This is a genomic window from Acidocella sp. (assembly GCF_028687955.1).
Taxonomy (GTDB): Bacteria; Pseudomonadota; Alphaproteobacteria; order Acetobacterales; family Acetobacteraceae; genus Acidocella.
Genome location: NZ_JAQTZC010000005.1, coordinates 38,826 through 52,332 on the forward strand (window position 1 = coordinate 38,826; position 13,507 = coordinate 52,332).

Consider the following 13,507-nt stretch of genomic DNA (forward strand, 5'->3'; position numbering starts at 1 on the left):
AATGTTCGGATTTTCCTGGGGCGAGATTGGTCTGATAATGGCGGTGGCACTGGTTGCCATCGGGCCGAAGGATTTGCCTGTGGCGATCCGCACTGTCACCAGCCTGATCAAGAAGGCGCGCGGCATGGCGGCCGAATTCCAGGGCCATGTTGATGAAATGATGCGCGAGGCCAATCTGGCCGATGTGAAGGGCGAGCTGAGCAGGCTCCGCAATTTTGACTTCAAGAGCGCCGCGGAACAAACGGTTGACCCCGATGGCACGCTGCGCGGGGAGCTGGCCAAGGCCACGGGCGATGTGGCGGCGCCGGCCTATGTGCCGCCCGCCCCGGTGGTGGAAGAAACGCCCGAGTCGCCGGCCTTCATCCCGCCGGACGCGGCGCGCAAAAAGCCGGTTCCGGCCTTTATTCCGCCGGGCACGAAACGCTGGGGGTATTAAGTGGCCGAGATGGAAACGCCAGCCGTGGGGCCGGATGACGAGATCAACGATCGGGAAATGCCGCTGATGGAGCACCTGACCGAGCTGCGCAAGCGGCTGATGTGGTCAGGGATCACCTTCATCATCGCGTTCATCGTTTGCTACCATTTCGCCGCGCGGATCTATGAATTTCTGGCGGCCCCGCTGGCGCACGCGCTGGAGGCGCGCGGCGAGAAGCCGGAGCTGATCTACACCGCGCTGTTCGAGGCGTTTTTCACCTATGTGAAGGTCTCGGTGTTTGCCGCCGCGTTCATCTCTTTTCCCATGATCGCGGGGCAGCTTTGGCTGTTCGTGGCGCCGGGGCTCTACAAGCGCGAGAAGCGGGCGATGCTGCCGTTTCTCATCGTCACGCCCATTTTGTTCTTCATGGGCGGCGCGTTGGCCTATTATGTGTTCTTCCCCGTCGCGTGGAAATTCTTCCTCAGCTTCCAGACCAGCGGCGGCAATGGCGATGTACAGATCGCCCTGCTGGCCAAGGTGAGCGATTATCTGAACGTGGTGATGAAGCTGATTTTCGCCTTCGGCCTCAGCTTCGAGCTGCCGGTGCTGCTCACCCTGCTCGGGCGCGTGGGCATCGTGAACGCCACCGCTTTAAAAAAATACCGCCGCTACGCTTACGTCGGCTGTTTCATCGTGGCCGCCATCATGGCGCCGCCGGATGTGCCCTCGCAATGTTTAATGGCCGGGTTGTTGATTTTTTTGTTCGAGATTTCGCTTTTCGCCGTGAAGATGGTGGAGCCGAAAGTGCCGCTGGAGGCAGACCATGCATGATATAAAGGCGATCACCCAGGACCCTGCGGCGTTTGACGCGGCACTGGCCCGGCGTGGGATTTTGCCGCTCTCGGGCGAGTTGATCGCGCTGGACGGCGAGCGCCGCGCGGCCGTGGCGCAGTTGCAGGAGCTTCAGGCCGGCCGCAACGCGCTGGCCAAACACATCGGCGAGGCCAAGCGCGCCAAGCAGGACACCAGCGTCCTGGAAGCCGAAGGCGGCGCCCTGCGCGGCCAGATGGAGACGCTGGAGGCCGAGGTTCCGCGCCTGGACCTGCTGATCCGCGAGACCTTATCCGCCATCCCCAATGTGCTCGACGCCGCCGTGCCGGAAGGCCGCGATGAGAACGCCAACATTGAGGTGAAAACCTGGGGCAAGAAGCCGGCGTTTGCCTTCACGGCGCGGGAGCATTTCGAAATCGGCGAGGCCCTCGGGCTGATGGATTTCCAAGGCGCCGCCCGGCTGGCCGGCTCGCGCTTCACCGTGCTGCGTGGCACCCTGGCCCGGCTGGAGCGCGCGCTTGGCCAGTTCATGCTCGACACTCACACCACGCAAAACGGCTACACTGAAACCGTGGTGCCGCTGCTGGTCAACGACAGCGCGATGTTCGGCACCGGCCAGTTGCCCAAATTCGCCGAGGATCTGTTCAAAACCACCGACGGCCGCTGGCTGATCCCCACCGCCGAGGTCTCGCTGACCAATCTGGCGGCCGGTGAAATTCTCCCCGCCGCGCAATTGCCCATCCGCGTGACCGCGCTCACCCCCTGTTTCCGCTCCGAGGCAGGCTCCGCCGGGCGCGATGTGCGCGGCATGCTGCGCCAGCACCAGTTCGCGAAAGTGGAGCTGGTCAGCATCACCCGGCCCGAGGAGTCCGAGGCCGAGCATGAGCGCATGACCGCCTGCGCCGAACATATATTGGAAGCCCTGGAGCTGCCCTACCGCCGCATGCTGCTCTGCGCCGGGGATACAGGGTTCTCCGCGGTGAAGACCTACGATCTGGAAGTCTGGCTGCCGGGGCAGGGGATGTACCGCGAGATTTCCTCCTGCTCCAACACCCGCGCCTTCCAGGCCCGGCGGATGAACGCGCGTTACCGCATACCCGAGGGTAAGCCGGATTTCGTGCACACGCTCAACGGCTCGGGCGTCGCGGTGGGCCGCGCGCTCATCGCGGTGCTGGAGAACCACCAGAACGAGGATGGCTCGGTGAGCGTGCCCGCCGTGCTGCGCCCCTACATGGGCGGGCTGGAGCGCATCGCCGCGCTCTAACGCAATCCAAGACCGGGTTACTCTTTGTCATCAACCCGCAAACTCTTCGCCGGGACAAGCGCATTGTAACGGGCTATAGACCCTACGAGTTTGGTGGGGAGAGAGTAGCGTGGTTAACCCTGTGGCAGCGCCCGAGCGCGGCAAAAAACGCTGGATTTTCGCGGCGCTCGCGCTCCTTCTCGCTGGCTTCATCTGGTATCGCCACGCGGGCACCGGCGCCGGCACGCATAAGCCAGGGCCGCAGGCTGTCGGTGTTGCCAAGGCTGTCAGCGGGGCGATGCCCGTGGTGCTCGACGAGCTTGGCACCGTCACCCCCACCGCGACCATCACCGTGCTGCCGCAGCTCAGCGGCTATCTCACCCAGATCGCCTTCACCGAGGGCGAAAACGTCACCAAGGGCCAGTTCCTTGCCGAGATCGACCCCCGCCCTTACCAGATTCAGCTTGAGCAATATCAGGCCGCGCTGGCGAAGGACACGGCGGCCCTCGGCCAGGCGAAATCAGACCTCGCGCGCTACCAGATTCTGGCCCGCCAGGACTCCATCTCCGCGCAGCAGGTGAGCGACCAGACCTTTCTCGTCGCGCAGGACACCGCCGCCACCAAATCCGATCAGGCGAATATCGACCAGGCACGCCTCAACCTCGCTTACTGCCACATCACCTCACCGGTAGCCGGCAAAGTTGGCCTGCGGCTGGTGGACCCCGGCAATTACGTCACCCCCGCCAGCAGCACCGGCATCGCCGTGGTCACCACCATGTCGCCAACCACGGTGATCTTCTCCGTGGCTCAGGCGGATCTAGCGCCGGTGCTGGTGCGGCTGGGGCAGGGGGCCACACTCCCCGCCACCGCCTACGCCAGCGATGACACCACCAGGCTGGAAAAGGGCGTCCTCACCGCGGTTGACAACCAGATGGACACCGCCACCGGCATGGTGAAGCTGCGCGCCAAATTCGCCAACACCGATGGCGCGCTCTTTCCCAATGAGTTCGTCAACATCCATCTGCTGGTGAACACCTTGCAAAACGCCACGCTGGTGCCAAGCCAGGCCGTGCAGACCGGCGCACCGGGCACATATGTCTATGTCGTCAACGCTGATGACACCGTGCGCGTGCAGCCCGTCACCACCGGGCCCTCTGATGGCACCAACACCGTCATCACCAAGGGCATCACCCCCGGCGAGTTGGTGGTGACTGACGGCGTGGACCGCCTGAGCGGCGGCGCCAAGGTGAGCGTGGCCGCGACCGCCGCCCCGTGAATCCCTCCAAAGTTTTCATCCTGCGGCCGGTGGCGACTTCGCTGCTGATGCTCGCCTTTGTCCTGGCCGGGCTGGTCGCGTTTAAATACCTGCCCGTCTCGGCGCTGCCTGATGTCACCTACCCCACCATCCAGGTGCAAACTTTCTACCCCGGCGCCTCGCCGCAGGTGATGACCTCTTCCATCACCGCGCCGCTGGAGCGCCAGCTCGGCCAGATGGAAGGGCTGAACCAGATGTCCTCGGCCAGCTCCGCCGGGGCTTCGGTCATCACCTTGCAGTTCAACCTCTCGCTGAGCCTCGATATCGCCGAGCAGGAGGTGCAGGCGGCGATCAACGCAGCGGGCAACCTGCTGCCCGCCGATCTTCCCGCCCCGCCGGTCTACGCCAAGGTGAACCCGGCCGACGCCCCGGTGCTCACCCTGGCGATCACCTCCAAAACCATGAAGCTGACGGATGTGGAAGCACTCGCCAACTCACGTCTGGCGGCGCGCATCTCGGAGGTTCCCGGCGTCGGCCTGGTGACGGTGAGCGGCGGCAACACCCCCTCGGTGCGTATCGAGGTCAACCCGCGGGCGCTCGCCGCCTACGGCATCAGCCTGGACAATATCCGCACCCTCATCGGCAATCTCAACGTCAACACCCCCAAAGGCAGCTTCTCCGGCCCCACGCAGAGCTACACCATCAACGATAACGACCAGATCACCCGCGCCGCCGAATATCAGAAGATCGTGGTGGCGTATAAAAATGGCACCCCGGTTTATCTGGGCGATGTCGCCAAGATCATCGCCGCCCCGGAGAACGCCGAGCTGGGCGCCTGGGCTAACCGCACGCCCGCCATCATCCTCAACGTGCAGCGCCAGCCCAACGCCAATGTCATCGCCACGGTGGATGCCATCAAGCGTGAGCTGCCCAGCCTTACCGCGGGGCTTCCGGCGGCGATGGTGGTCAGCGTCATGAGCGACGGCACAACCTCCATCCGCGCCTCGGTCAACGATGCCGAGTTCGAGCTGACCTTGAGCATCGGCCTCGTCATCGCCGTCATCTTCGTGTTCCTGCGCAATCTGCGGGCCACCATCATCCCCAGCATCTCCGTGCCGGTCTCGCTCATCGGCACGCTGGCCTTCATGTATCTGAGCCATTTCTCCATCGACAATCTCTCCCTGATGGCGCTGATCGTGGCGACCGGCTTCGTGGTGGATGACTCCATCGTGATGATCGAGAATATCTCGCGCTACATTGAAATGGGCGAGCCGCCGTTGCAGGCGGCGCTGAAGGGCGCCGGCCAGATCGGCTTCACCATCATCTCGCTCACCGTCTCGCTCATCGCGGTGCTCATCCCGCTGCTGTTCATGGGCGATGTCGTGGGGCGGCTGTTCTCTGAGTTCGCGGTAACTTTGGCGATCACCATCATCATCTCCGCCGTGGTCTCGCTCACCCTGGTGCCGATGCTCTGCGCGCGCCTGCTGCACAAAAAGGGCGAGGACACACCTTCACGTTTCGAGGCATGGAACGAGCGCCAGTTCAACCGCCTGCTCGCCGCCTACGGGCGCGGGCTGGAGCGCGTGCTGGCCCATGCGCGCCTCACCCTGGGGGTGGCCATCGCCACGCTGGTGCTCACCATCGCGCTCTATGCGTTCATTCCCAAGGGTTTTTTCCCGGTGCAGGATACCGGCGTCATCGCGGGCATTTCCCAAGCGGCGCAAACCACCTCCTACGCCGCCATGGCCCAGCACCAGCAGGCGCTGGCCGATGCGCTCCTGAAAGACAAAGACGTTGTCAGCCTCACCTCCTATATCGGCGTTGACGGCACCAACATCACGCTCAACCAGGGGCGCTTTCTCATCAACCTGAAGCCCAAGGGCGCGCGCAGCGCTCCGGCCGCGCAGATCATCGCGCGGTTGAGCCGCGAGGCCGCCGCCGTGCCGGGCATTTCGCTCTATCTGCAACCGGTGCAAAGCCTCACGCTCAACACCATGGTCTCTCCGGCGCAGTATCAATTCGTGCTGCAAAGCCCCTCGCAGGCCGCTTTTGCCCGCTACATCCCCCCGCTCATGGCCAAACTGCGCGCGCTGCCGCAGCTCACCGATGTCGCAAGCCAGCTCCAGGCCGCGGGCAACTCCGTTTTCATTAACATAGACCGCACCAACGCCGCCCGCTTTGGCATCACCCCCGCCACCGTGGACAGCGCCTTGTACGACGCGTTCGGCCAGCGGATCATCTCCACCATCTTTACCCAGACTGACCAATACCGCGTAATTCTCACGGTGAACCCCGCGCAGATGACGAGCATCGCCTCGCTGGGCAATATCTACCTGCCGTCCTCCACCGCCACCGGCGGCCAGGTGCCGCTCTCGGCCATCGCCACCTTCACCAGCCAGCCCGAGCCTCTGGTGCTGGAGCATCTCGGCCAGTTTCCCGCCAGCACCATCTCCTTCAACCTCGCCCCCGGCGCCTCGCTCGGCGGCGCGGTGAAAGCGATCACGCGGGCGGAAAAATCCCTCAACCTCCCGCCCTCGGTCACGATGACTTTCACCGGCGCCGCCGAGGCGTTCCAAAGCTCGCTCAACAACGAGGTGTTCCTGCTGCTGGCGGCGCTCATCGCCGTTTATATTGTGCTTGGCGTGCTCTATGAGAGTTTCATCCACCCGGTCACCATCATCTCCACGCTGCCCTCGGCCGGCGTGGGGGCGCTGGTGTTCCTCTGGCTGGCGGGCGATGGGCTGGATGTCATCGGCATCATCGGCATCGTGCTGCTTATCGGCATCGTGAAGAAAAACGCGATCATGATGATCGACTTCGCCCTGCACGCCGAACGCAATGAGGGCAAATCCCCGCGCGAGGCGATTTTTGAAGCCTGCATGCTGCGCTTTCGCCCCATTCTCATGACAACTCTGGCCGCCATGTTCTCCGGGCTGCCGCTCATGCTGGCGGGCGGCATGGGCTCGGAGCTGCGCCAGCCGCTGGGCCTGGCCATCATCGGCGGCCTCGCGGTCAGCCAGGTACTCACTTTGTTCACCACGCCGGTCGTCTATCTGGCGTTTGACAATCTCTCCCGCCGCCTGAAACCGGCATGAACCTCTCTTCCATCTTCATCCGCCGGCCGGTCGCCACCACGCTGCTCACCCTCGGCATTGCGCTTTCCGGGGCGCTTGCCTTCTTCAAGCTTCCTGTCGCGCCGCTGCCGCCGATCTCCTTTCCCACCATCCAGGTCCAGGCCAACATGGCCGGCGCCAGCCCGGACACCATGGCCGCCACCGTGGCCGAACCGCTGGAACGCCACCTGGGCACCATCGCCGATGTCACCGAGATGACCTCGCAATCCGGCGTCGGCGTCACGCGCATCGTCCTGCAATTCGGGCTGAACCGCAGCGTCAACGGCGCGGCGCGCGATGTAGAGGCCGCCATCCAGGCTTCGCGGGCAGATCTGCCAAGCACCCTGCGCGCCAACCCGCAATACGAGAAGTTCAATCCCGCCGACGCGCCGATCATGGTCCTGGCGCTCACCTCCAAAACCATGACCCCTGGCCAGCTCTACGACGCCGCCGATACCGTGTTGCAACAGCAGTTCTCGCAGATCGACGGCGTAGGCAATGTCGAACTCGGCGGCTCCGCGCTGCCCGCGGTCCGGGTGGAATTGCAACCAGGGCCGCTTGCGCGCTACGGCATCGGGCTGGAGGATGTGCGCGCCGCCCTGGCGGCCGCGAACGCCAACGCGCCAAAGGGATATTTTGACGCCGGCGGCATGCGCTACCAGATTTACACCAACGACCAGGCCAGCGTGGCCGCGCAATACCGCAACCTCGTCATCGCTTACCGCAACGGCCAGGCGGTGCGGCTCTCGGATGTCGCGCAGGTCACCAACTCGGTGGAGAACCTGCACAATGCCGGGCTCTACAACGGCCAGCATGCCGTGCTCGTCATCATCCATCCCAGCCCAGACGCCAATGTCATCCGCACCGTGGACCAGCTGCGCGCCATGCTCCCCACCCTGCGCGCGGCGCTGCCCCCAGCCATCCATTTCGGCATCGCGCTGGACCGCTCGCAATCCATCCGCGCCGCGCTGGCCGATACTGAGCGCACCCTCTTCATTGCGGTGCTGCTGGTGGTCGCGGTGGTGTTCGTCTTTCTGCGCTCGCCGCGCGCAACTCTCATCCCCGGCATCGCCGTGCCCATCTCCATCATTGGCACCTTCGGGCCGATGTACCTGCTCGGCTTCTCCATCGATAATCTCTCCCTCATGGCGCTCACCATCGCCACTGGCTTCGTGGTGGATGACGCGGTCGTGGTGGTGGAGAACACCATGCGCCACCTGGAAGAGGGCATGGCCCCGCATGAGGCCGCCCTGCGCGGCAGCGCCGAGGTCAGCTTCACCGTGCTGTCCATGAGCCTCTCGCTCATCGCGGTGTTCACACCCATTCTGCTCATGCCCGGCCTGCTTGGCCGCCTGTTTCAGGAATTCGCAGAGACCCTCTCGATCACCATCCTCATCTCGCTGCTCGTCTCGCTCACCGCCACGCCAATGCTCTGCGCCATGTTTTTGCGCTTGGAGCCGCCGGGCAAAACGCCAAACCGGCTGCTGCGCTGGCTGGAGAACGCCTTCAACGCCACGCTGGAGGGTTATGCCCGCTCGCTGCGCTGGGCCTTGCGCCACGCCAGGCTGGTCGGCGCCGTTCTGGTGCTCACCATCTTCCTCAACGTGCTCCTCTTCATCGTGGTGCCAAAGGGGTTTTTCCCCGAGCAGGACACAGGGTTGCTGATCGGCACGGTGCAGGCCGACCAGAGCATCTCCTTCCCGCTGATGAAGCAGAAACTCACAGAGCTGGAGGCCATCGTGCAGCATGACCCCGGCGTTGCCTCGGTCGCCGGCTTCACCGGCGGGCGCGCCACCAACAGCGGCTTTCTTTTCATCACCCTCAAACCCATGGCCCAGCGCCATGCCTCGGCCACCGCCATCGTGGCGCTGCTGCGCAAACCGCTGGCGCGCATCCCCGGCGTGCAAACCTTTCTGGTCGCGGCGCAGGATCTGCGCGTCGGCGGGCGCTCCAGCAATGCCGAATACCAATACACGCTCAAAAGCGATGCCCCTGATGCGTTGAACATCTGGATTCCCAAAATTATCGCGGCGCTGAAGCAGCAGAAAGACTTGGCGGATGTCAGCTCCGATCTGCAGCAAGGCGGGCTGGAGACCAACATCATCATCAACCGCGCGCAGGCCGCGCGCATGAACATCACCCCCAGCGAAATTGACAGCACCCTTTATGATGCCTTCGGCCAGCGCGCCGTCTCCACCATTTATAACGAGCTGAACCAGTATCAGGTGGTGATGGAGCTGGCGCCGCAATACCAGAGCACCCCGGCTGATCTTTCGCGCATCTACATTTCCACCTCCGGCGGCGTGGCCAGCGGCACATCGCAGACCAACGCCCCCGTCGGCACCGTGCTCGCCAGCACGAAGGCCGCCAGCGCCAGCGGCACGGTGGCCAGCGTGGCGCTGGATTCAGCCACCAACGCCGCCATCAACGCCATTGCCGCCAGCGGCAGGTCCGCCGCCTCGGCGGGCAGCGCCGTCAGCACCCATGCTGAAACCATGGTGCCGCTCTCCGCCATCGCCAGCTATGCGCGCGGCTCCACCGCCATTGCCGTGAACCATGATGGCGGGCGCGTCGCCGCCACCATCTCCTTCAACCTGCCCGCCGGCGTGGCGCTGGGCACCGCGGCTGCCACCATCACCCGCACCATGAGCAATCTGGACGTGCCGCTCACCATCACCGGCAATTTCGCAGGCACCGCCGCCGCTTTCCAGTCCACCGCCAGCGCCGAGCCACTGATCATCCTGGCGGCCCTGGCCGCGGTTTATATTGTGCTGGGCATCCTCTACGAGAGCACGATGCATCCGCTCACCATCCTCTCCACCATTCCCTCCGCCGGGGTGGGCGCCACCCTGTTCCTGCTGGTGCTCAACGTGCCGCTCACCATCATCGCGCTCATCGGCGTTATACTGCTCATCGGCATCGTGAAAAAAAACGCCATCCTGATGATCGACTTCGCCCTGCAATTGGAGCGCGGCCAGGGCCTCTCGCCCGAGGATGCGATCTATCAGGCCGCCACCTTGCGCTTCCGCCCGATCATGATGACAACCTTCGCCGCCGTGCTGGGCGCCTTGCCGCTCGCCATCGGCCTTGGCCAGGGCGCCTCGCTGCGCCAGCCCTTGGGCCTCACCATCATTGGCGGCCTCATCGTCAGCCAGGCGCTCACCCTTTATACCACCCCCGTCATTTATTTATGGCTGGACCGGCTCGCCACCCGCCTGCGAGGCCGGCCAGACACCGCCGTGCCGCGCGCGGGCAGCATTGTGGAGGCGCGATGAAACCGATGACCAGCAAATGGGCGTTCAGCCTCCTCGGCCTTCTTGGCCTCTCCGGCTGCATGGTGGGGCCGGACTACCACCGCCCGCAACTGGCCATGCCCGCCAGCTACCAAGCCGCCGCTGGCTGGGTGCGCGCCGCCCCGGCTGATGGCGCCCCCAAAGGCAACTGGTGGCAGGCCTTTGGCGATCCGCAGCTCAACCGGCTGGAACCCCAGGTAGCGGTGCGCAACGCAACCCTGCTGGCTGATTATGATGCCTACCGGCAATCGCTGGAGATCGTGCAGGAGGCTCGCGGCGGGTTGTTCCCCAGCCTCGGCCTCACCGGCAGCGCGACGCGGGCCAAGCAGAGCACCAGCGGCCTTGGCGCCGGGCCGCGCACCTCCGGCACATTTGAGGGCAGCGCCGCCTGGACGCCTGACATCTGGGGCAAGATACGCCGCCAGGTGCAGGGGGATGTGGCGGCAGCCCAGATCAGCGCCGCGGACCTTGCCAACGCTACCTTGAGCGCCCAGGCCGCGCTGGCGGCTGATTATGTGGATCTGCGCGCCGCCGACGCCGCAACCGCGCTCTACCAGGCCACCGTCGCCGCCGACACGCGCAGCCTGCAAATCGCCCAGAACCAGGCGGCGGCGGGTGTTGCCCCTCCCTCCGATGTCATCACCGCCCGCGCCCAGCTTGACGCCGCCCAAGCCCAGCTCATCAACGCCGGGGTGACGCGCGCGCAATATGAGCACGCCATCGCCGTGCTGGCCGGGCAAACGCCCGAGTCTTTCAGCCTGCCCCCCGCCGCGCAGATCACCATGGTGCCCGTGGCCCCGCCCGGCGTTCCCAGCACCTTGCTCCAGCGCCGACCCGACATCGCCGCCGCCGAACGCGCCATGGCCGAGGCCAACGCCAAAATCGGCATCGCGGAGGGCGCCTATTACCCTGATTTAAGCCTCTCCGCGCTGGGCGGTTACGCGGCGGACCCCATCGGCGGGCTGTTCTCGGTCAGCAACAGCCTGTGGTCGCTGGGGGCCAATCTATCCGCCACCCTGTTCGCGGGCGGCACCCGCAGCGCCAGCGTGCGCGCGGCGGAATTCGCCTATGACCAAAGCGTGCAGACCTACAGGCAAACCGTGCTGAGCGCCCTGCAGGCGGTGGAGAACGATCTCTCAGGCTTGCGGATTCTCGCGGCGCAGGCGCAGGTTGAAGCCCGCGCCGTGGCCGACGCGCAAAGTGCCCTGCGCATCGCCCTCAACCAGTACCAGGCCGGCACCGTGAACTACACCACGGTGGTGAGCGCCCAGCTTATCCTGCTGGGCGACCAGCAAGCTGAGCTTGCCGTGCAGCAAAACCGCCTGCTGGCCAGCGTTGCCCTGTTCCAGGACCTGGGCGGCGGATTTCAGGCATCTGTCCTGCCCGGGGCGGGGGCAATCCAGGCCCGTCTCCCCTTCGCGCCTTAATTCATTGTTTGTGGTCCGGGCAAAACTGGCGTATAGGGTGGCCACGGCGCTTTTCGTTTCTTGTTGTTGCGTGCTTTCTCTGCTTTTGCGGTCCGACGCTTCCCCAACAATCTGAAGAGTATTTTGGCCTGCATGTTGCGGGTCGCTGTTTGTTAGGAGATGCGACATGGCATCAGGTACAGTGAAGTGGTTTAACGCAACCAAGGGTTATGGTTTCATCCAGCCCGACGACGGCTCCAAGGATGTGTTCGTGCACATTTCGGCTGTTGAGCGTTCCAGCCTTGGCACCCTCAACGAGGGCCAGAAGATTCGCTACGAGATTCAGGCTGGCCAGCAGGGCAAGCTCTCGGCGGAAAATCTGCAGGCCGGCTAATCGCCGCTTGCCGGAGGAATGGGGCGGTGCAGTTTGCACCGCCTTTTTTTTGCCCGGCGCACAGGCTTCTCAACGCCCCCCATCCTTATTATAGTGGCTGGTGTTGTAACTGATTTTCAAGGACTTTTGGCTACACCTCCGGCGCACCGCCGCCACCCGCCCTCTCGCTGTTCCCGCTTGATCCTGGTCAATGCGGCTTTCTTCTATGTCGTTAACACTTCGCGCCAGAAGCCTGGTGCAGGGAAATGAATATGAATGAAATAGCCGGATATAACGAGCCCGCCCGCCCGCTGGACCTTGTGGCCTTTCTCAGTGACCCGGACAGCCGCGACCTTGTGCAGTCCTTGGTGTTCGACCTTGAGTTGAAGAACGCCGTGGTCCGGCAAGGCAGCATCGGCGACGCGCTCGGCTTCGTCAAAACCCTTCCATCCTGGCCGCACCAGATCCTGGTTGACATATCCGATTCCTCCGAGCCGCTGAACGACATGACCCGCGTCGCCAACCTCGCCGAGCCAGGCACGCGCATCATCGTCGCGGGCGACCGTAATGATGTCGGCCTGTTCCGTGATCTCATGCAGCTCGGCGTCGCTGATTATCTGCTAAAGCCCCTCACCGCGGCCATGCTGCGCCGCGGCCTTAACCTTGGCGCGCATGCCAGCGAGCCGGCCCGCGCCCCGCGTGCCGGTAAGACCATCGCCGTGCTCGGCGCGCGCGGTGGCGTTGGCGCCACCACATTGGCATGCAGCCTGGCCTGGCATCTGGCCTATGGATTTTCACGCCGGACCGTGGTGGTTGATCTGGACGTCTACAACGGCGCGGTGAACCTGGTGTTCAACCTGCCGCCCAGCCATGGTCTCGTGGCGGCGTTGCAGAACATCGCCGGGCTGGACCATCTGGGGCTGGAAAAAGTCCTCGCCCTGCGCGGGCCGCGGCTGTTCACGCTCACCGCTGATAACGGCCTCATGGCCGCCGATCCCATCACGCCGGATAGTTTGAAGGAGTTGCTTACCGTATTGGTCGAGCATTTCCACTTTGTTGTTCTGGATGCCGCCTCGCGCAGCGGCGCGGTGGTCAACACCGTGCTGGACCAGTCCGGCTTCCTCATCATGCTGGCTGATCCGACGATCCTCGCCGTGCGCAATGCCGCGCGGATCATGCGCGGGCATGAAGCCGCCAGCACCGGCCAGCGCAGCATTCTGGCCATAAACAACCTGTGCCCGAAAACCCTGGAAACCCTAACCGCCAGCGCCATGGAATCGGCCCTGGGCCGCGCCATTGACCACACGCTGCCCTACACCACCGGGTTGACCAAGGGCCAGAACCTGGGCCGGCCGCAGGAATTCCTGCCCGCGGCTTACAGCAAGGCCGTGCTGGATATCGCCACAGATATCACCGGCGGCGGCCCCGAGAAACAGGGTGAACACCCTCCCTCCGTCTGGAAGCGCATTTTCAGCAACTGAACCCGGCCCCGCGCAAGGGGCCGCATCTGTTTTGAACACTCATACCAGCCCGCCAAGAGCTTGACTCTCTGGGTTTGGTGGCGGGCTGGTATAAGCT

9 protein-coding genes are annotated in these 13,507 nt (G+C 64.4%); all 9 read left to right on the plus strand.

Annotated elements, in window-relative coordinates:
* Positions 1-37: 37 nt before the first annotated feature.
* The 9 genes from PHE40_RS01330 (at position 38) to PHE40_RS01370 (ending at position 13,410) form a co-directional block, all read left to right on the plus strand.
* A complete protein-coding gene (locus PHE40_RS01330; RefSeq protein WP_408838287.1) occupies positions 38-436 on the plus strand; it encodes a twin-arginine translocase subunit TatB in 399 nt (132 codons plus the stop codon).
* 9 nt (positions 437-445) lie between these two features.
* Positions 446-1,246 carry a twin-arginine translocase subunit TatC gene (gene tatC, locus PHE40_RS01335; RefSeq protein ID WP_299956930.1) on the plus strand — a complete coding sequence of 267 codons (801 nt, stop codon included), beginning with the start codon at positions 446-448 and terminating at the stop codon, positions 1,244-1,246.
* Entirely contained in the window at positions 1,239-2,510 is a 1,272-nt protein-coding gene (serS, locus tag PHE40_RS01340; protein WP_299956901.1) for a serine--tRNA ligase, read from the plus strand. Before tatC ends, serS begins: the two co-directional genes overlap by 8 nt.
* A 109-nt stretch (positions 2,511-2,619) precedes the next feature.
* Positions 2,620-3,765, plus strand: a complete 1,146-nt coding sequence (locus PHE40_RS01345) for an efflux RND transporter periplasmic adaptor subunit (protein ID WP_299956903.1) — start codon at positions 2,620-2,622, stop codon at positions 3,763-3,765.
* The gene (locus tag PHE40_RS01350; RefSeq protein ID WP_299956906.1) at positions 3,762-6,839 is read left to right on the plus strand and encodes an efflux RND transporter permease subunit; all 3,078 of its coding nucleotides are present in this window, start codon (positions 3,762-3,764) and stop codon (positions 6,837-6,839) included. Before PHE40_RS01345 ends, PHE40_RS01350 begins: the two co-directional genes overlap by 4 nt.
* A complete protein-coding gene (locus PHE40_RS01355) occupies positions 6,836-10,132 on the plus strand; it encodes an efflux RND transporter permease subunit (RefSeq protein ID WP_299956908.1) in 3,297 nt (1,098 codons plus the stop codon). The genes PHE40_RS01350 and PHE40_RS01355 overlap by 4 nt, the downstream gene beginning before the upstream one ends.
* Entirely contained in the window at positions 10,129-11,577 is a 1,449-nt protein-coding gene (locus PHE40_RS01360; protein ID WP_299956911.1) for an efflux transporter outer membrane subunit, read from the plus strand. The genes PHE40_RS01355 and PHE40_RS01360 overlap by 4 nt, the downstream gene beginning before the upstream one ends.
* Positions 11,578-11,743: 166 nt before the next feature.
* On the plus strand, positions 11,744-11,950 hold the full coding sequence (locus tag PHE40_RS01365) for a cold-shock protein (protein WP_284258154.1): 207 nt from the start codon (positions 11,744-11,746) through the stop codon (positions 11,948-11,950).
* A gap of 251 nt (positions 11,951-12,201) precedes the next feature.
* The gene (locus PHE40_RS01370; protein WP_299956921.1) at positions 12,202-13,410 is read left to right on the plus strand and encodes a cellulose synthase operon protein YhjQ/BcsQ; all 1,209 of its coding nucleotides are present in this window, start codon (positions 12,202-12,204) and stop codon (positions 13,408-13,410) included.
* Positions 13,411-13,507: the final 97 nt, after the last annotated feature.

What these genes read in the sequence shown, in the direction of transcription:
- serS (WP_299956901.1), top strand. Translation starts at nt 1,239, where the DNA reads ATGCATGATATAAAGGCGATCACCCAGGACCCTGCGGCGTTTGACGCG.
- PHE40_RS01370 (WP_299956921.1), top strand. Translation starts at nt 12,202, where the DNA reads ATGAATGAAATAGCCGGATATAACGAGCCCGCCCGCCCGCTGGACCTT.
- tatC (WP_299956930.1), top strand. Translation starts at nt 446, where the DNA reads ATGGAAACGCCAGCCGTGGGGCCGGATGACGAGATCAACGATCGGGAA.
- PHE40_RS01360 (WP_299956911.1), top strand. Translation starts at nt 10,129, where the DNA reads ATGAAACCGATGACCAGCAAATGGGCGTTCAGCCTCCTCGGCCTTCTT.
- PHE40_RS01355 (WP_299956908.1), top strand. Translation starts at nt 6,836, where the DNA reads ATGAACCTCTCTTCCATCTTCATCCGCCGGCCGGTCGCCACCACGCTG.
- PHE40_RS01365 (WP_284258154.1), top strand. Translation starts at nt 11,744, where the DNA reads ATGGCATCAGGTACAGTGAAGTGGTTTAACGCAACCAAGGGTTATGGT.
- PHE40_RS01330 (WP_408838287.1), top strand. Translation starts at nt 38, where the DNA reads ATGGCGGTGGCACTGGTTGCCATCGGGCCGAAGGATTTGCCTGTGGCG.